At 62.3% G+C, this 18,658-nt stretch carries 18 protein-coding genes; 13 read left to right on the forward strand and 5 right to left on the reverse strand.

The window, feature by feature from the left end; translation table 11 throughout:
• Positions 1–57 precede the first annotated feature (57 nt).
• The 3 genes from G552_RS14575 (at position 58) to G552_RS0101895 (ending at position 3,811) form a co-directional block, all read left to right on the forward strand.
• Positions 58–1,437, forward strand: coding sequence for an O-antigen ligase family protein (locus G552_RS14575; protein ID WP_051195637.1), 1,380 nt, complete (start codon positions 58–60; stop codon positions 1,435–1,437).
• A gap of 135 nt (positions 1,438–1,572) precedes the next feature.
• Positions 1,573–2,499: a polysaccharide deacetylase family protein gene (locus G552_RS15790; RefSeq protein ID WP_051195638.1), complete on the forward strand. Its 927-nt coding sequence runs from the start codon at positions 1,573–1,575 to the stop codon at positions 2,497–2,499.
• A gap of 133 nt (positions 2,500–2,632) precedes the next feature.
• Complete coding sequence (locus tag G552_RS0101895) at positions 2,633–3,811, forward strand: glycosyltransferase family 4 protein (protein ID WP_027881473.1); 1,179 nt, start codon at positions 2,633–2,635, stop codon at positions 3,809–3,811.
• Here the strand turns inward: G552_RS0101895 and G552_RS0101900 are convergent.
• From G552_RS0101900 to G552_RS0101920, 5 genes are read right to left on the reverse strand one after another with little or no spacing between them, the layout of a single operon-like run.
• Positions 3,798–4,475 (reverse strand): queuosine precursor transporter, encoded by a 678-nt coding sequence (locus tag G552_RS0101900; RefSeq protein ID WP_027881474.1) that lies wholly within the window; start codon positions 4,473–4,475, stop codon positions 3,798–3,800. The genes G552_RS0101895 and G552_RS0101900 overlap by 14 nt on opposite strands.
• Positions 4,476–4,511: 36 nt before the next feature.
• Positions 4,512–5,036, reverse strand: coding sequence for a hypoxanthine phosphoribosyltransferase (gene hpt, locus G552_RS0101905; protein ID WP_027881475.1), 525 nt, complete (start codon positions 5,034–5,036; stop codon positions 4,512–4,514).
• Positions 4,948–5,790: a pseudouridine synthase gene (locus G552_RS0101910; protein WP_036270139.1), complete on the reverse strand. Its 843-nt coding sequence runs from the start codon at positions 5,788–5,790 to the stop codon at positions 4,948–4,950. The genes hpt and G552_RS0101910 overlap by 89 nt, the downstream gene beginning before the upstream one ends.
• Before the next feature lie 41 nt (positions 5,791–5,831).
• Positions 5,832–6,638: an enoyl-CoA hydratase/isomerase family protein gene (locus G552_RS0101915; RefSeq protein WP_027881477.1), complete on the reverse strand. Its 807-nt coding sequence runs from the start codon at positions 6,636–6,638 to the stop codon at positions 5,832–5,834.
• Positions 6,639–6,679: 41 nt separating this feature from the next.
• Positions 6,680–7,834, reverse strand: a complete 1,155-nt coding sequence (locus G552_RS0101920; RefSeq protein WP_027881478.1) for a DegT/DnrJ/EryC1/StrS family aminotransferase — start codon at positions 7,832–7,834, stop codon at positions 6,680–6,682.
• Between the two features lie 229 nt (positions 7,835–8,063).
• Between G552_RS0101920 and truB the strand changes: the two genes are divergently transcribed.
• From truB to G552_RS14585, 10 genes are all read left to right on the forward strand, one after another.
• A complete protein-coding gene (gene truB, locus G552_RS0101925; RefSeq protein ID WP_027881479.1) occupies positions 8,064–8,999 on the forward strand; it encodes a tRNA pseudouridine(55) synthase TruB in 936 nt (311 codons plus the stop codon).
• Between the two features lie 97 nt (positions 9,000–9,096).
• On the forward strand, positions 9,097–9,711 hold the full coding sequence (locus G552_RS0101930) for a deoxynucleoside kinase (protein WP_027881480.1): 615 nt from the start codon (positions 9,097–9,099) through the stop codon (positions 9,709–9,711).
• A 2-nt stretch (positions 9,712–9,713) separates the two neighbouring features.
• Positions 9,714–10,334 (forward strand): deoxynucleoside kinase, encoded by a 621-nt coding sequence (locus G552_RS0101935; RefSeq protein WP_027881481.1) that lies wholly within the window; start codon positions 9,714–9,716, stop codon positions 10,332–10,334.
• Between the two features lie 176 nt (positions 10,335–10,510).
• On the forward strand, positions 10,511–11,953 hold the full coding sequence (locus tag G552_RS0101940; RefSeq protein ID WP_027881482.1) for an FAD-linked oxidase C-terminal domain-containing protein: 1,443 nt from the start codon (positions 10,511–10,513) through the stop codon (positions 11,951–11,953).
• Positions 11,946–13,016 (forward strand): FAD-binding protein, encoded by a 1,071-nt coding sequence (locus G552_RS0101945; protein WP_027881483.1) that lies wholly within the window; start codon positions 11,946–11,948, stop codon positions 13,014–13,016. Before G552_RS0101940 ends, G552_RS0101945 begins: the two co-directional genes overlap by 8 nt.
• Positions 13,017–13,026: 10 nt before the next feature.
• The gene (gene glcF / locus G552_RS0101950) at positions 13,027–14,283 is read left to right on the forward strand and encodes a glycolate oxidase subunit GlcF (RefSeq protein WP_027881484.1); all 1,257 of its coding nucleotides are present in this window, start codon (positions 13,027–13,029) and stop codon (positions 14,281–14,283) included.
• Positions 14,284–14,301: 18 nt separating this feature from the next.
• Positions 14,302–15,552 (forward strand): glycerate kinase type-2 family protein, encoded by a 1,251-nt coding sequence (locus G552_RS0101955; protein ID WP_027881485.1) that lies wholly within the window; start codon positions 14,302–14,304, stop codon positions 15,550–15,552.
• Between the two features lie 41 nt (positions 15,553–15,593).
• Positions 15,594–16,454 carry a cell division protein FtsX gene (locus tag G552_RS0101960; protein ID WP_027881486.1) on the forward strand — a complete coding sequence of 287 codons (861 nt, stop codon included), beginning with the start codon at positions 15,594–15,596 and terminating at the stop codon, positions 16,452–16,454.
• Entirely contained in the window at positions 16,451–17,698 is a 1,248-nt protein-coding gene (locus G552_RS0101965; protein WP_027881487.1) for a murein hydrolase activator EnvC family protein, read from the forward strand. The genes G552_RS0101960 and G552_RS0101965 overlap by 4 nt, the downstream gene beginning before the upstream one ends.
• Before the next feature lie 63 nt (positions 17,699–17,761).
• Positions 17,762–18,619: a type IV pilus twitching motility protein PilT gene (locus tag G552_RS14585; protein ID WP_051195639.1), complete on the forward strand. Its 858-nt coding sequence runs from the start codon at positions 17,762–17,764 to the stop codon at positions 18,617–18,619.
• Positions 18,620–18,658: the final 39 nt, after the last annotated feature.

Consider the following 18,658-nt stretch of genomic DNA (forward strand, 5'->3'; position numbering starts at 1 on the left):
TGCCCCCTTGACCCTCTCGAGGCCGTAATACAATCAGGCCAATAGGAGTCTTTGCTTATGCTCAGGTTATTTATAGAACTGATCGCATTTATTTTCCTGGGCTACACCCTGCTGGGGAAAGGCTTTGCTTACCTGGGCATTCCTCCTCTGTATGCAGCCGAGCTGGTGTTACTCCTGGGGCTGCTGGTGGCCCTGCTCAATCCCAGCGTATTGCGGCGGGCCTTTGCCTGGCCGGTGGTGCTGGTGTGGCCTTTTGTGTTCTGGAGCCTCTTACAAACCCTGCCCTACCTGGGCGAATACGGCCTCAATGCCCTTCGGGATGCCGCTTTCTGGGGTTACTCCCTGTTCGCTTTTTTGATTTTTGGCCTGGTTTTGAAAAACCACGCGGTCTTCTTTATCCTGATCCGCTACTATCGCTATTTTGCCCTGTTATTCCCCTTGCTGATTATTCCCGCAATCGTGCTCCAGCTGCTCAAAGTTCCGCTGCCCAGCTTACCTGGCAGCACAGTTCCCCTGGTGGCGCTAAAGTTTGGCGATACCGGGGTGCACCTAGCCGGGGTAGTGGTGTTTGTGCTGCTGGGGCTGGTGTTGTCTTGGCGCTGGGCTGTGCTGCACGCACCGCTCTGGGTTCTCTCGGTAACCGCAGTGTTTGGCTTCACTGCCTCGGCCAACCGGGGTGGAACCCTGTCCTTTGTACTGGCGGTCATGCTGGCCTTAGCCAGTCTGTTCCCCCGGATCAATGGCAGGGTGGTGGGGCTGGCCATAGGGGGGGTGTTGAGTCTTGTGGTGTTTGCCCTGATTTCGCTCACGGTTTTGTCTTCTACGCAACTGGTGGGCTCGAGGCCGGTGAGCGTCGAGCAGATTGCGACCAACCTGCTCAGCATTGTCTTGCAAACGGAAAACGATGCTGGCAACGTCAATGCCAACCGTCGCTGGCGCCTAATGTGGTGGGAAAAGATTGTGGGCTACACCGTGTACGGCCCCTATTTCTGGACTGGCAAGGGCTACGGCATCAACCTGGCCACAGTGGATGGCTTTCAGGTGGACAAGGAACAGTCCCTGCGCAGCCCCCACAACAGCCACATGACCGTTCTGGCCCGCTCGGGGGTGCCTGGGCTGGCGTTGTGGCTCTTGATGTTGGTGGGATGGGCCTGGGTGGTGCTCAAAGCCCGGTGGCAGGCTGCCCGAAATGGGGATTACCTGTGGTCTAAGTTGTTCGTGTGGCTGTTTTGCTACTGGATGGCCTTCTTGGTCAATGCCAGTTTTGATGTTTTCCTCGAGGGCCCCATGGGTGGCGTGCCCTTCTGGCTGCTGATGGGGCTGGGCTTTGCTGCGGTGGTGGTCTACGCCAACCCCGCCAGCCGCCCGCTCTTGGGCCGGGCCCTGGGCCAGGGGGCCTACCCCACCCCCTCCCGCCAGCCTTATGTGCTTTCGTAAAACACCCACCCCAACGTGGCGCGGTCAAAAAGTCAGCCGGGTGCGATGGGGCGCTGGTACAATGCAAAAAATCGCTCACTGAGCGTTGTTGTTTTTGCGCAATAACCATCCCCAAGCGGGATCCCGAAGGTCGATATGAACCCTTACAGCCTGCCCCTACGCGCCTTACGCCAGGCCCTGGTCAAAGGTTACCAGCTGGGGAGGGCTGTGCGCTCCCCACAAAGACGCACGCTGGTCTTGAACTACCACTCGGTCAGGCCGGCCCAGCTTTTCTTCAACTCCACTCCCACCCAGGTTTTCGAGCAGCACCTGGAATGGCTAGCGGCCCACTGTGAAGTGGTGGATTTTGCCGAAGTCTGCGGCCCCGCCAGCCACAAACCCCGGGTGGCCATCACCTTCGACGATGGCTTCCGCGACAACCTGGAGTTCGCGGTTCCACTACTGCAAAAGTATGGCCTGAAAGCCACTTTTTTTATCTCCACCGGCTTTTTAGAGCGCGACCCGGTGATTCTGGACATCTTTGCCCGCACCTTCCAGACCACAGCGAACGATTTTATGGATGCGGAAGCCCTGCGTGAACTCTTCGCCGCGGGGATGCGTGTGGGGGCCCATACCCACTCGCACCGCAACCTGCTCAGCTTGAGCGCACGGGAACAAGAAGAAGAGCTGGGCCGCAGCAAAACCATCCTCGAGGACCTCCTGGGACAGCCCATCCAGAGCGTGGCCTACCCCTTTGGCGTACCGGGGAAAGCCTTCGACCTCACCACCACCCAGATCGCCGAAGCGCTGGGGTACAGCAGAGGTGCTATGGTCTGCTGGCGGGGGGTGCGGGCACAGGAGCCGGTTTTTCGCATCCCTAGGTTTATCATGGTTAGAGAAAGCCTGGCCGAACTCGAGGCCATTGTGGGCGGGGCCTGGGACCCGATTGGCTGGTACCAGGACTGGCGCTTCTCGTTGCGCGCTTCTCGCCAGGCCAATAAGCCCTATCCTTTGGCGGTTGCTCTGCTTGAACAGCAGGCCTGGATGGAGCTGGTTCACTGCCGGATTCTCGGTCTTTTATAGCTGCGTCAGGCAGAAAACTTGGGCTCGCCCACTTCACAGGCAGGTTAGGCCAATCGGTTGACGCCGAGGGGATATACTTGTGCGGGCCTGGCCAAATAGGCGCACAGAAAAAGTTTTCGCGGAGGATTGCTAGATGAGCGTTAGGGTCATGATGATTCATAATTTTTACCAGCAGCCTGGAGGAGAAGACCAGGTTTTCCAGGCCGAGAAGACCATGCTGCGCGAAGCCGGGCTCGAGGTCATCGAACATACCGCCCACAACGATGTGCTGGCCCAGATGGGGCCCTTAAAGCTGGCCCAGGTAACCCTGTGGAACCAGGAGGCCTACCGCCAGATGCGGGCCCTGGTCGCCCAGCACAAGCCCCACGTGGTGCACGTACACAACACCTTTCCCCTGCTTTCCCCGGCCATCTACCACGCCATCAAGGCCGAGGGCACCCCGGTGGTGCAGACCCTGCACAACTACCGGCTGTTGTGCCTGAACGCCACTTTGCAGCGGAAAGGCCAAGAGTGCCGGCTATGCCTGGGCAAGGGCATCCCTTGGCCAGGCGTTGTTCATGCGTGCTATCGCAATAGGGCAGCCTCGAGTGTGCTGGCTTCCATGCTGGTTCTGCATCGCATGATAGGCACCTGGAAGGACAAGATCGACCGCTTCATCGTGCTCACCGAGTACGAGCGCTCGGTGTTTGCCAGCGGCGGCATCGATGCCCAAAAAATCCGGCTCAAGCCTAACTTTGTGCACCCTGACCCCGGGGCTGGGAACGGACAGGGAGGCTATGCCCTGTTTGTAGGGCGGCTTTCACCGGAAAAGGGCATTGAGGTTCTCCTCGAGGCCTGGAAGAACCTAGATATTCCCCTCAAGATAGCCGGGGATGGCCCACTCGGCCCTATGGTGGCCCAGGCTGTGCAGTCCATGCCGCAGGCCGAGTGGCTGGGCCGCAGACCACGCCAGGAGATTTTCGAGTTGATGCAAAATGCGGCCTTTTTAGTTTTCCCCTCGGTTACTTACGAGGGCTTTCCCATGACCTTAGCTGAAGCCTTTGCTACCGGCCTTCCAGTGGTGGCCAGCAACTATGGCTCCATGCCGCTGGTAGTCAGGGAAAACGAGTGCGGCCTGCTGTTTGAAGTGGGCAATCCTACCGACCTAGCCCAGAAGGTACGCTGGTTGGCCAGCCAGCCTAACAAGCTGGTCGAGATGCGCACAAACGCCCGCAGGGAGTTCGAGACCCGCTACTCGGCCAAACAAAACCTACAGATTCTACTGGACATATATCGAGAGGCTGCCGGAATGTCCTGGCCTAGCGGAAGGTGAAGGGGTTGAAGTTGGTGTGGCGGTCGTAGTAGTCCTCCTGCTCGGCTCGTTTGAGGTAGCCCACCACTGCATAGGTCATCGGGGTAAACAGCACCTCGATGCCTACCTTGAAGATGTAGTTTGAGACAAACACCGTCCAGAGCAGGCTGTTGTCCCAAATACCATAAAAGGCCACCAGCAGGAAAATAGCGGTATCCAAGCCCTGGCCCACCAGCGTCGAGCCAATGGTACGCAGGGCCAACCAGCGCCCGTGGGTGGCCACCTTAAGCCGGGCCAGGATATAGCTGTTGGCGAACTCCCCCACCCAGTAAGCCACCAGGCTAGCCAGCACGATACGGGGCACTAGGCCCAAAATGGTAGCGAAAGCCTCGGCGGACTTTTGGCTAAATTCGTCGCTGGGAGCAGGTAAGGCATTGACTAGGCCAAAGGTGAGGGTAGAGAGCAAAAGCAAGAAGAAACCCGTCCAGATTACCCGGCGGCTTCTTTTGTAGCCGTAAACCTCGGTGAGCACATCGCCGAAAATATAGGCCAAAGGAAACAGCAACGTACCACCGTCGAAGGTGAAGGGGCCGAACAGCACCACCTTGGTAGAGGCAATGTTGGAGACCACCAACACCACCACAAACAAGGCTGTGATGAGATCCAGGTAGCGGTAGTTTTTCATACGAACCAGAGGCAAGCTCAAAAAAGTCCAGGCAAGCTAGGCCTGGGAGGTGATGAAGGGCAGGTTGCGGTCGTACTGGCCACGGTCGAGGCCATAGCCGTAGACGAAGGCGTCGTCGATCTCGAAGCCCAGGTAGTGGATGGGCACCTCGACTTTGCGCCTCGAGGGCTTGGAAAGCAGCGCCGCAATCCTCAGCGAGGCCGGCTGGCGGGCCTCGAGCAGGCGCAGGAGGTAGTTGATGGTGATGCCGGTATCCACGATATCCTCCACGATGATCACAGCCCGACCGGCAATGGGCATGCGTAGGTCTTTGAGAAGCTCGACCTCACCGCTGGTCTGCTGGGCGCTACCGTAAGAGGATACGGCCAAAAAGTCCATGGTTAAGGGCATGTCAATGGCCCGCACCAGATCGGCCATGAATATAAACGCCCCGTTTAGCACGCAGATCAAATGTGGCTCCTGGCCAGTGTAATCAAGCCTTATCTGCTCGCCTAGCTCGCGGATGCGCCGGGCGATCTGATCCTGGCTGATCTGCACCTTGCCATTCCCGGGTCGAAACACGCTCACGGCTCGATTGTACGCCACCCCCCAGAGGACGTACATAGGGCTGGGGCTTCGGAGGGAGAGCTGCGCTGGCGTACAGGGCCTTGACCTCCTCTGGGGTTAGGTAGCGCCACTGGCCGGCCTCGAGGTCGCCCAGCTCCACTGGCCCCACCGCCAGCCGCACCAGCCGCTCCACCGGATAGCCCAGCTTACCCAGCATGCGCCGCACCTCGCGCTTACGCCCCTCGGTCAGCACTAGCTTGACCCCACCCTTGGCCGGACGGGCCTCGAGGGCCCGGGCCAGCCCATCGCCCAACAACACCCCTTGCACCAGCTTCTGACAGGCTTCCTTACTTAGCTTTCCCGGCTTGCACCAGGCCCGGTAGAGCTTGGGTACCCGGTTGCGGGGGTGGGTGAGCAGATGGGTCAGGTACCCATCGGTAGTGAGCAAAAGCAGCCCCTCGGTGTCCTTGTCTAACCGGCCTACCGCGTGCAACCCTGGGTAGGAAGGAACTAGCTCGTAGAGCCGCTTTTCCGCGTGGGTGTCCTCGTGCGTGGTGGTGTAGCCCCTGGGCTTGTGCAAGGCAATGACCACCTGCTTCCGGGGCAGGCGCACCCGCTCACCATCCAAGTGCACCACATCGCCCGGGCCCACCACCGCCCCTAGGCTGGCCACCTGGCCGTTGATGGAAACCCGCCCAGCGCGGATCAAATCCTCTGCCTTGCGGCGGCTGGCGATACCCGCCCGGGCCAGAAACTGCTGCAGGCGCATAAACACCATAATAGCGCGGGAAAGCCCGCCCACGCCCTCGGCTATAAGGGGGATTCTTTAGCAAAACGGGGTGGACGCTTTTCCCGCAGCGAGGCCAGGCCCTCCCGCGCATCAGGCCCTAGAAACCCCATGAACTCCAGCGCCAAAGAGGTGTCGAAGTTAGGCCCCATCATGCGTAACCAGTTGTTAAGGGCGTATTTGCTCAGACGAATGGCACTGGGTGAACCCTGGGCCAGCTTCTGGGCGATGCGAAGCGCTTCAGGGTAGACCTCGTCATCCGGCACACACTTAGACACCAAACCGATGCGCTCGGCGTCCTGGCCTGAAAGGGGTTCATTGAGCAGAAGGTAGTACTTGGCCTTGCTTAGCCCGCAGAGCAGGGGCCAGAGCATGACCGCGTGGTCCCCCGCGGCCACCCCCAACCGCACGTGGCCATCCAAAATCCGGGCGCTCTGACCCGCTACGCTGATGTCGGCCAGCAAGGCCACGGCCAGCCCAGCCCCCACTGCAGGGCCTTCGATGGCTGAGACGATGGGTTTGGCGCAGTTCACCACCCCGTAGACCAGGTCGCGGGCCTCTTTCCAAACCCGCAGCAATGCCTGGTAATCCTGCATCATCTCCTCGATCATGGTGAAATCGCCGCCGCTGCTAAAAGCACCCCCTTCCCCCCGTACCAGCACCGCCGCGATGCTCTGGTCCGCATCGATATCGCGCCACACATAGGCCAGCTCCCGGTGCATCTGGCTATCGGCAGCGTTTAGCCGCCCAGGGTTGGACAGCACCACCTCCAGCACCCTTTCGCTAGGCTGGGTAAACTTCAAGCGTCGGTACTGCTGTTGCCAGCTCATGCCCCAAGTGTACGCTACGGACGCCCAAGCCAGGCTAGGCATTAGGCCTTTGTCGTAGCCAGCTCGAGCACGGCCTCTATCACATCGGCTACGTCCTGGTCGCTCATGCGGGGGCTAAGCGGAAGGCTGACCATGCGGTTGTAGCTGTCGTAGGCCACGGGGAAGTCCTGGGGCTTGAAGCCGTATTTGTCGCGATAGTAAGGGTGTAGGTGAATGGGGATAAAGTGAACCGAGGTTCCAATGTTGCGGGCCTTAAGCTCTTCGATGAACTGGTTGCGGGACATACCCAAGCGCTCGGGCCACAAGCGCAACACGTAGAGGTGCCAAGCGTGCTCTACCTCGGGGCGGGCTACCGGGGTTTGAAAGACCTCCAAAGGGGCGAAAGCTTTCTGATAAGCCGCGACAATCTCGCGCCGGCGAGCCTGCATGGCCTCGAGCTTGCGTAGCTGCACCAGCCCCAGCGCGGCCTGCACATCGGTCATGTTGTACTTAAAACCGGGGGTCACTACCTCGTAGTACCAGCTCCCCTCCTTACCGTAGCGCTTCCAGGCATCACGGTTCACCCCGTGCAAGGCAATCACCCGGCAGCGCTCGATCAAGGCCTCATCCCCTGTGAGCATGCCCCCTTCGGCGGTGGTCAGGTTCTTGGTGGCATAAAAGCTAAAGGCCACCGGGTTAGCCCTCGAGCCAATGGGCTGGCCTTTGTAACGGGCCGCCACCGCATGGGCCGCATCCTCGATCAGAGCCAGCCCCCACGAGTCGGCCAAGGCCCGCAGGGCGTCCAGGTCGGCGGGGTGCCCGCTGTGGTGCACAACCATAATGGCTTTGGCCCGGGGGCTGATGGCCCGCTCCACCCAAGCCGGGTCTAGGTTGAGGGTATCCGGCTCCACATCCACCAAAACCGGGCGGGCCCCAACATGTTCAATCACGTTGACCGAGGCTGCAAAGGTAAGGGTGGTAGTGATAACCTCGTCCCCTGGGCCTATACCCAAAGCCACCAGCGAGGTGTGCAAACCCGCCGTACACGAGTTGAGGGCCAGTGCTGCTGGCGCTCCTACGTAGCGGGCAAACTCCGACTCAAAGCGCTTGGTTTTGGGCCCGGTGGTAATCCAGTCCGAACGCAGGGTATCCACCACTTCGGCAATTTCCTCCTCTCCGATAAGCGGTGGCGAAAAAGGCAAAAAAGTGCTGCGCATACAACTCAGCTTAGCAAGAGCAGCGGAGAAGATATAACTGGCCTTTGTGTTACAGGTCGTTAAGGTTCCTCGGCCAACCCTTGGTTATAAGGCTTCAATACGCAGGAGAACCCGGATCTATGCTGAGCCCTCTCGTTAAGCTCTGCGTTACCCAGGTTGCCCCGGTCTACAGGAGCCTTCAGCCGCTTTGCTACCCCAAGCGAGCGTTTCTTGGGTAGAATCCGCTAGCATGGCCCTTTATGCCGTGAACAAACCGTTAGGCCACACTTCGCACGACGTGGTGGATATGGCTCGTAGGCTTTTGGGAACCCGTCGGGTGGGCCACACCGGAACCCTCGATCCCTTGGCCACAGGGGTCTTGCTGCTGGCGGTGGAAACCTCGACCAAGCTGGTACCTTTCCTCTCCGCCGAGGAGAAGGAGTACATCGCCTGGGTTTCCTTCGGGGTCAGCACCGAGACCCTGGATGCCGAAGGCCCAATCGTGGAGGAAAGCCCTAAGCGGCCCACCCTGCGCGAGATTGAGGCTGCCTTGCCCAGCTTCCTAACCCTCAGCGAGCAGGTGCCCCCGGCCTACTCGGCAGTGAAGGTTAAGGGTGTCAAAGCTTACGAGGCAGCCCGCAAGGGGCAGGCCCTGGCCCTCGAGCCTCGAGCGGTCAAATACCACGAGGTCACGCTGCTGGCCTACGACTCCGCTCCTGTTGCCTACCGCATTGCCCCTTCTGCGGCAGGCTGGAGGATTGCCGAGCGGGGCCGCAAGGTGGAGCTGCCCAAACCTCTGGGCGACTATCCTACAGCGGTCATCCGACTGGTGGTGGGTTCGGGAACCTATATCCGGGCTTTTGCTCGGGACCTAGGCGAGCAGCTAGGCAGCAAGGCCTTTCTAGCCGGCCTGGTGCGCACCCGGGTGGGCCGGGTAAGCCTCGAGCAAGCCCAGGAGGTAGAAAACCTGGATGTTCGCAAAACCCTAGATGCCCTGGAGGTGCTCTCCTGCCCCAGCGTGGAGCTCTCCCACACCGAGGTTCGCCGGGTAATGGAGGGGGTTCCCCTGCCCATCCCGGCCAAGGGCCTGGTCGCCCTGGTCGGCCCCAGACGTCGGCTGGTGGCTATGGCCGAAGGGGATGGCTTTAAGCTGCGTATCCGGCGGGTCTTCAAGGAAGGGGCTTGAAGGAATACCTCTGGATGGCTTCGGTGTTTTGCTTTGAGCAAACCAGCCCATTTGTCAAGACTTCCACTTGGGGCCTTTAGCGCTTAGCCTTAAGCCGATGTATGTGGCGGTGGAAGGGGTGATAGGGGTGGGCAAAACCACCCTAGCCCGGCTTTTGGCCGAGCGGCTAGGAACCGAGAGTTTACTCGAGGTGGTGGAGGAAAATCCCTTCCTGCCCCTGTTCTACCAAGACCCCGCTCGCTGGGGTTTCAAGGTACAGGTGTTTTTTCTGCTCTCGAGATACAAGCAGCTCCTTTCCCTAGCCCAGCCCAGCCTGTTTACCCGTGGGGTGGTGGCCGACTACCTTTTCGACAAGGATGCCATTTTTGCTTCCATGAACCTCTCGGGGGCAGAATGGGAACTCTACCGCGACCTTTATCGCCAGCTGGCCCCCCGCATTCCCACCCCCGACCTGACCATCTACCTGCGCGCACCGCTACCCGTGATCCTCGAGCGCATCCGCCGCCGGGGGCGGGTGTTTGAAAAACAGATGGACCCTGCCTACCTGGCGCGTCTAAACGAACACTACGAGCAGCACTTCGCCACCTATCCCCACCCGTTGTGGGTGCTCGAGACCCAGGCCTTCGACTTTGCCGATTCGGAGGCCGACCGCGACTGGGTGGTACGGCAGGTACAACAACGCTTGGAAGTGCCCGCCCCCTATAAAGCCTAGGTATGTACATCGCCATCGCGGGCAACATTGGTTCTGGTAAATCCACCCTGACCGGGCTATTGGCCGAACGCTATGGGCTTTTACCAGTCTATGAAACCGTGGACGAAAACCCCTACCTGGCCGATTTTTATGCCGATATGGGGCGCTGGGCCTTCCATTCACAGGTGTTTTTCCTGGCTAAGCGGCTCGAGCAACACCTAAGGCAGATCAACCCGGCTTTGCACGTGGTGCAAGACCGCACGGTGTTCGAGGATGCCTTTATCTTCGCCCAGAACCTACGGGTCTCGGGCCACCTTTCCGAACGTGACTGGCAAACCTACCTGGCCCTTTATGAGGGCATCGAACCCGCTTTGCGCAAACCCGACCTCCTGATTTACGTGCGAGCCTCGGTGGAGACCCTACAAGCCCACATCGCCCGGCGGGGACGGGCCTATGAGCAGGGCATCCCGGCGGAGTATCTGGCCTCGCTCAATCGCCTTTACGAGGCTTGGATCAGGGCCTACGACCTCTCGCCGGTGTTGGTGATTTCCAGCGACAGCGTAAACTACGCCGACGATGAGGAAACTCGCGAGCTTTTGTTTCGCATGCTGGAGGCCTATGGCCTGAGCCGGCCCCTGGTATAGGAGGCCCAGCGGTGTTTTTGCGGATGGACACACAGCGGTTTTTACAATGCCAATATGCTTTGGCAAAGTAGGCTCTATTTTTCCTGGCCTAAGGCGTATTGACAAAATTGCGAGGGCTAACTAGCTTCAAAGCACGCCAAGCGCCCGCCTAGGGTTACAGAACAGGAGAAAATCGCATGAACCCCGCTCTGAGCGAACTCCAAGGCCTCTTCCCCCCAGGCCGCCTGCTCACCCGGCCCGGCGAGCTGGCCCCCTATGCCTCGGATGCCCTTACCGCCTTCCGCGCCCAGCCTTTGGCGGTGGTGCTGCCCGAGAGCCACGAAGAGGTGGTCGAAGCGGTGCGCTGGTGTGTGCGCCATCGGATACCCTATGTGGCTCGAGGCTCCGGTACCAGCCTTTCGGGCGGTTCCTTGCCGGTGGAGGGCGGGCTGGTGATCGGCCTCAACCGCATGAACCGCTTGTTGCGGCTAGACCCCAAGGAGCGCCTCGCGGTGGTGGAGCCAGGCTTCATCAACCTGCAGGTCTCGCAAGCCGCTGCCCCCTACGGCCTGTACTATGCCCCCGACCCCTCCTCCCAACCGGTCTCCACCATCGGGGGTAACCTGGCCTTCAACTCCGGTGGGGCCCACTGCCTCAAGTACGGTATGACCTCCAACCACGTACTGGCTGCCCGGGTGGTGCTGCCCGATGGCCAAACGGTGGTACTGGGCAGCGAAAGCCTGGAGAACACCGGCCCGGACTGGCTGGGCCTTTTCGTAGGTAGCGAGGGGCTTCTGGGCATTGTCACCGAGATCACCCTGCGCCTTCTGCCCAAACCCGAGGCCTACCACACCGTTCTGGCCGCCTACGACGCTCTGGAAAAGGCTGGCCAGGCGGTAGCTGCGGTGGTAGCCTCGGGACTTCTACCGGGGGCCATGGAGATCATGGATGCTCTAGCCATAGAGGCCGCGGAGGCCGCGGTGCAGGCCGGGTATCCCCGGGAGGCCCGGGCCTTACTGATCGTGGAGCTGGAGGGCGAGGCCCCCCAGGTCGAGGCCGAGGCCCGCTACCTGGAGGAGGTCATCCGCCAGTCCGGGGCCTACGAGGTGCGGGTGGCCCAGAGCCAGGAGGAACGCCTGAAAATTTGGAGGGGGCGCAAAGCGGCTTTCTCCGCAGTGGGGCGTCTCTCGCCCGACTACCTGGTGCAGGATGGCGTGGTGCCCCGCTCCAAACTGGGCCAGGCCCTGGCCGAAATCGAAAACCTCTCGGCCCGCTATGGCCTGCGGGTGGCTAATGTCTTCCATGCCGGCGATGGCAACCTACACCCTTTGATTCTGTACAACGGGCGGGTGGCGGGTGAACTCGAGCGGGCCGAGGCCTTGGCCGGAGAGATTCTCCAACTATGCGTGCGCTTGGGTGGCTCCATCACCGGTGAGCACGGGGTGGGCATGGAGAAAAAAGCCTACATGCCCAGCATGTTCACCCCGGAGGACCTCGAGGCCATGCAGCGTATCCGGCAGGCCCTCGACCCCCTGGAGCTGGCCAACCGGGGCAAGATGTTCCCTGGTGACCATCCCCCTCACCGGCCACCCAGCGGCCCCCACCCCCTAGAGAAAGCTGGGGTGATAGCCCGTGAGTGAGACCCAGCCCCTGCGCCCCACCAGTGTGGCCGAGGTGCAGGAGGCTGTGCGGGCCTATCCCCGGCTGCGGGCCCGGGGTGGGGGCAGCAAACCGGCCCTCTCCACCCCGCAAAACGGCCAGACCCTGCTGGAGATGGGCGGCCTGCGAGGGGTGGTGGAGTACGACCCCAGCGAGTACGTGGTGGTAGCTCGAGCTGGCACCCCTCTAGCCGAGGTGGCTGCCCTACTGGCCCAGCACGGGCAGTACCTGCCCTTCGACCCACCCTTCCTGGCCCAGGGAGCCACCCTGGGAGGCACGGTGGCTGCGGGGCTTTCCGGCCCTATGCGCCAGCGCTACGGCGGGGTGCGGGACTTCATCTTAGGGGTGGAGTTGGTCGATGGGGAAGGCCGGCGCATACGGGGTGGGGGCAAGGTAGTGAAAAACGCAGCTGGCTTCGACCTGCCCAAGCTGATGGTGGGCAGCTTAGGCCGGCTGGGCCTGCTGGTTGAGCTGGCGTTTAAGGTCTTCCCCGCGCCCAAAGCCACCTGCACCCTCGAGGTGGCCTTCCCCCGGCTCGAGGAGGCGCTAGAGACCCTCTATCGCTTGGCTGGCTCGCCCATTGAGCTCTACGCCCTCGATCTGGTGCCCCCCGCCACCTTGGTGTTGCGCCTGGGCGGTTTGAGCGAGGCCCTACCGGCCCGACTGGAGCGGTTACAGTCCTTTCTGGGGCAGCCTGGCCAGCTACGGGAGGGGGAGGCCGAGGTAGCCTACTGGCAGGGCCTGAACGACCTAGGCCACTTGGGGGCAGGGGCCTTGGTCAAGGTGGCCCTCACCGCCCGCCGCATCCCCGCTTTAGAGCGGGTGCTGGGCCCGGCCCCTCGCCGCTACCTCTGCGCGGGCAATCTGCTCTACCTAGCCTGGGAGGGAAAGCTGGAGGAGCTAGATGCCCTGCTGAAAGCCCAGGGCCTTTCCGGCCTGGTACTACGCGGCACAGCACCCCAGCCCCAGATTGGCATAGACTTGGCACAGGTCTTTGCTCGGAAAGTGGCCGCCGCCCTCGACCCCCAGGGCCGGCTGGCCTGAGGTAGGGAATATGCAGCATAAGATTGACAGCGAAAAGCTAGGCCCCCAGGGCGAGATCATGGCCCATGCCATCGAGGCTTGCGTCCACTGTGGCTTCTGCTTGCCGGCCTGCCCTACCTACCAGGTGCTGGGTGAGGAGATGGACTCCCCTCGAGGGCGCATCTTTCTGATGAAGGAGGTGCTCGAGGGTAGCCTAGCGCCGGAGGAGGCCCAGCCCTACCTGGACAAATGCCTGGGCTGCCTGGGCTGTGTGACCGCCTGCCCCAGTGGCGTGCCTTACGGCGAACTCATCGGTACCTACCGCGGCTTTAGCGAGCCCAAGCGGCACCGTTCCCCTTTTCAAAGGCTTTTCCGCCTGGCCCTACAGGAAACCCTTCCCTACCCCTCCCGCTTCCGCGCTGCCGCCCGGTTGGGCCAGTTCGCCAAGTGGATGAAGCCGCTGCTACCGGCCCCGCTCAAAGCCCCCCTCGAGCTTTTGCCCGAGCGTCTACCCCAAAGCGAACCCCTCCCCGAGGTGGTGCCGGCGGAAGGCCCTCGGCGGGCCCGGGTAGCCCTGCTGGCTGGCTGTGCCCAGCAGGTCTTGCAGCCGGGCTTCAACCGGGCCACCCTGCGGGTGCTGGCCCACAACGGGGTGGAGGTGGTGGTGCCCAGAGGGCAGGGCTGCTGCGGGGCTTTAGCCCTACACACAGGCGAGCGGGCGCGGGCTTTAAAGCTGGCTCGGGCCAACCTCCAGGCCTTCGCCGGGGATTTCGACGCCATCCTCACGAATGCCGCTGGCTGCGGCTCAGGCCTCAAGGAGTACCCCCTGCTCTTCCGCGGCCAGCCGGAAGAGGCCCAGGCTAAAGCCCTGGCCGCCAAGGTAAAGGATGTCTCCGTCTTCCTGGTGGAGCTGGGGCTAAAGGAGGTTCCCCCCCTACCTAAGCCCCTCAAGGTGGCCTACCACGACGCCTGCCACCTAGCCCACGCCCAAGGGGTGCGGAGCGAGCCACGTCAGCTCCTGAAAAGCATCCCTGGGGTGGCGCTTTTGGAGATTCCTGAAGGCGAGCTCTGCTGTGGCTCGGCGGGCACCTACAACCTCGAGCAACCCGCCCTGGCTGCCACCTTGGGTGAGCGCAAGGCCCGCCACATCCTGGCCACTGGGGCCGAACTGGTGGTTACCGGCAACATAGGTTGCTTTACCCAGATCGAAACCCACCTGCGGCGGCTGGGCCGACCCCTGCCGGTACTGCATACGGTGGAGCTGCTCGAGCGGGCCTACTTCGGCTAAAACCCGTAGAATAGAGCAGTGCGCGCCCAGCTTAAGGAGGGCTTTCGCTGGGCTTTAGCCCAGACCCACCCCGCCCGCCTCACCGCCCAACACCTGCCAGAAGAAACCCCCGCCCTCATCGTGGCGGTGGGGAAGGCGGCTTTGAGCATGCTGCAAGCCGCTCTAGAGCGCTTTCCCCGGGTACCCTTCATCACCGTACCCAAGGCCCAGGAAGGCCTGCAGCCCAACCTCCCCCCCCACGGGCAGGTGCTCCCCGCCGGCCATCCCCTGCCGGATGCCCGGAGCGTGGCCGCTGGGGAGGCGGTGTTGCAGGCCGTGGCCCGCCTAAAACCCCACGATCTACTGTTGCTTTTGGTCTCAGGGGGTGGCAGTGCCCTCTTGTGCGCGCCCTGGGGCCTAACGCTCTCCAGCAAACAAGCCCTGACCCAGGCTCTGTTGCGCTCAGGAGCCGATATCCAGGAGATCAACGCGGTGCGCAAGCACCTCTCCCGCATCAAGGGTGGGCGGCTGGCCGCGGCCACCCCGGCGCGCATCTTAGCGCTTTATCTTTCCGACGTCCCTGGCGACGACCTCTCGATTGTGGCCTCCGGGCCCACCCTGCCCGATAAGAGCACCTTCGCCGAGGCTCTGGCGGTTTTGGACCGGTACGGCCTGGACTTCCCCCAGGTGCGGGCCCACCTGGCCTTAGGGGCTCAAGGCGGCCTACCGGAGTCGCCCAAACCAAAGGAGGCCCTCTTCGCTCGGGTGGAAAACCGCCTGATCGGGGGCAACCAGACCCTGCTCGAGGCCGCCCGTGCCTACTGGCAGGCCCAGGGCTATAGGGCGGTGATCCTCTCCGACCGCTTCCAGGGAGAGGCCCGCGAGCTAGCCCGCTTCCACGCCAACCTGGTGCAGTCCATCCGAGCCCACCACACCCCCTTCGCCCCACCGGTGGTGCTCCTCTCAGGGGGCGAGGCCAGCGTCACCGTGCGGGGCTCCGGCCAGGGGGGGCGCAACCAGGAATTTTTGGCCTGGCTGGCCTTTTACCTAGGCCAGGAGGGTCTTTGGGCACTGGCTGCTGATTCCGACGGCATTGATGGCCACACCCCCGCTGCTGGGGCCATCCTGGGGCCCGATAGCTGGACTAGGGCGCAGCGTATGGGTCTAGACCTGAAAGCCTTCCTACAAAACAACGACGCCTACGGTTTTTTCCTGGCTCTGGACGACCTTTTCATCACCGGGGAGACCGCCCACAACCTCAACGACCTACGGATACTGGTCGTCAGGTAACGTTCACGCAAAACCCAAGGGCAACCGGTAGACTGAAACCCGTGTACGCCCTATCCCAGGCTTTGCGTTCACTGCGGCAACACCCCACCAGCACCCTGGCCACCTTCTTCACCGCCCTGGTCTCCTTTTCGCTGCTTTTTCTGCTGGGGTTGGTGCTGTGGAACCTGGATCGGGTAGTGGCCACCCTCGAGCGCGAGCTGGAAATTGCGGCTTTTCTCAAACCGGAAGCCCAGGCCGAGGCCCTGCTCAGCCAGATTAAAACCTGGCCCGAGGTGAGCGAGGCCCGGCTACAAACCAAGGAGGAGGCCCTAGCCACCCTCCAGCTCGACTACCCCTACCTAGCCCAGGCCCGCGAGTTTATCCAAAACCCCCTGCCCGACACCCTACGGCTCAGGCTTTCCGACCCCCAGGCGGTACGCGAGGTAGGCCGCCGGGTGGCCCGGCTGGAAGGGGTAGAGAGCGTGGAGTACGGCGGAGCCTTGACCGAACAGCTGGTGCGGGTGCTGGCGGGCCTGCGCCTGGCGGTGAACATTCTGATTGTGTTGCTGCTTTTGGACACGCTCTTCAGCGTGATGGGCACCATCCGTCTGTCCATCGAGAACCGCCGCGAGGAACTGAGGATAATGCAGCTGGTAGGGGCCACCCGGGGCTTCATCCAGGGGCCTTTTGTAGCCGAGGGCCTTCTGCTCACCCTGGCTGCCAGCCTGGTGGCCCTGGGCCTGGGCGTGGGGGCCTACCGCTTTTTGGCCGAGGGCCTGCAAAACCTCCTGCCTTTTGTGCCCGTGCTCTCCCGCAATGACCTCGCCCAGGCCGCCGGGGCCTTACTGCTTTTGGCCTTGCTGCTGGGTGGGATGGGGGCCTACCTGGCCAGCCGGGCCTACCTGCGGGAGGCTGACCTATGAGACTCATCCTCCTGGCGCTGATTCTCGTGTGGGGCTGGGTTGCTTTAGGGCTGGCCCAGCCCACCTTAGAGCAGCTCAGGCAGCAGGCCGAGCAAAACCGGCGGCTGCAGCAGCTCCAGCAACAGCGGATCGAGCAGCTCAACCGCGAACTGGCCAGCCTAGACGCGGCCACCCGGCAACAGCTTCAGGAGCTAAGGCGCCTCGAGGCCGAGATCACCCGCCTCGAGCGTGAGCGGGCCGAACTAACGCGGCAGATCGCGTTGCTGGAAGAGCAGAAAAAACAGGCCGAGGCCCGCATCGCCGCCCTGCAGAAAGAACTGGAGGGCCTGCGCGAGCGGCTCTCGGCCCTACTGCAAAGCCTGCACCGCGAACAGGCTGGGCGCTACCTGCCCCTTTTGCGGGCCGAATCCTTCACCGACCTGGCGGTGCGCAGCCGCTGGGTAGGCCGGCTGGGAGAGCACCAGACCGGCCTGATGGAGCGCATCCGAACCACCTTAGGCCGGCTCGAGGAGGAGCGCACCCGTTTGGAGCTGCTGGTGGATACCCTAAACCAACGCAAGGCGGAGCGCGAGGCCCGCATCCAGGCCCTGGGGCAAAATCGCCAGGCGGTACAGCTCACCCTAGCCCACCTGCGCCAACAACAGCTAGGCCGGCAGGTCATCCTGCGCGAGACCCTCCAGGCCCAGGCCCAGCTCCGCGCCGAGCTAAACACGCTGCAAGGCCGCATCGCCGCCGAACTGCGCCGCATCGCTGAGGAGCGCCGCCGGGCCGAGGAGGAGCGCCGGCGTCGCGAGGCCGAGGAGCGTCGCAGGCGCGAGGAGGCCGCCCGCCAGGTGCGGCCTTTGCCTCCGGTGCCGCAGGCGCTGGTGGGGGCTTTGCAGTTTCCCCTGCGGGGAGGACGCATCGCCGAGCCATATGGCTACCAGGGCAACGACTGGCAGACCCTCCAGGGCGCCGAGGCCTCGAGCCCCATCGTGGCCGCCGCCGACGGGGTGGTCATCGATAGCCTGTTCATCGCCAATCTGGGTTATACCCTCACCATCCGCCACTCCGACCAGATCGCCACCCAGTACGTCAACGTGCTCGAGCCCAGGGTCTCGGTAGGCCAGCGGGTGAGCCAGGGCCAGGTCATCGGATTCACCGGAGGCGGGGTGCTCATCCCCAGCAACCAGATGTGGTTCCGGGTCATCTTTATTGAAGACAATGGCAATTTTCGCTACGTAGACCCCTCCCGCTTCTATTGAGGCAGCGATGCAAAAACCGGCACACGGCAAGGCAAAAGGTGGTAGTCTGCCCCTTGAGCGCGTATGCATTTTGAAGAACTCCTGACCCTGCTGGTGCATCGGGGCGCTTCTGATATCCACCTACACGCCGGTATCCCGGTACTGGCCCGCTTCGGCGATGAGCTAAAAACCGTCACGCAAAGCGCCATCACCCCTGAGTTCACCCAAAGCTTAGCCGAGAAAATCTGCAGCCCTCAGCAAAAAGCCCGCCTACGCACCTTCCGTCAGGTGGATGTGGCCTACAGCCTGCCAGGTCTGGCCCGGCTGCGCGTAAACCTGTTCTATCAGCGCGGCTCCATCAGCGCAGTGCTGCACATCCTGAGTGGCAAAGACGACAGCCTCAACAAGGTGGCCTTAGCCCCCGCGTACCTAGCGTTCTTCCGCGAGCAGCGACGGGGTTTGGTACTGGTTACAGGCCCTATTGGAGCCGGGAAGTCCACCACCTTAGCTCGGCTAGTCGACGAAATCAACACCCACCACACCCGGGTTATCGTCACGATCGAAGACCCCATCGAATACCTACACCGCCCCAAACGCTCGGCGGTCATTCAGCGCGAGATTGGCTCTGATGCCGTCTCCTACGAAAAAGCCCTCCTGGCTGCTATGCGCCAGAATGCCGATGTGATTGTCATTGGGGAGATACGCGACCAAGCTACCGCTGCAGCGGTGTTGAACGCAGTCTACACCGGCCACCTGGTGCTCTCCACCTTTGTCTCCAACGACAGCAGCAGCGTGATTAGCCGGATGCTCGAGCTTTTCAGTCCAGGTGAGCGCAACATTCACCGGGTGTTGCTAGCCGACAGTCTTTTAGGCATCATCCACCAACGAGGTTCCGTCAATAGGTGTGTAAACCTGCTCAGGCAGCGACCTCCTCCTGGGTGACCTCGATGCCGTCCTCGTAGCGCACCCCGGCGTGGACCT

It is taken from the genome of Meiothermus rufus DSM 22234, from assembly GCF_000423425.1.
In the GTDB taxonomy this organism is placed as follows: Bacteria; Deinococcota; Deinococci; order Deinococcales; family Thermaceae; genus Meiothermus; species Meiothermus rufus.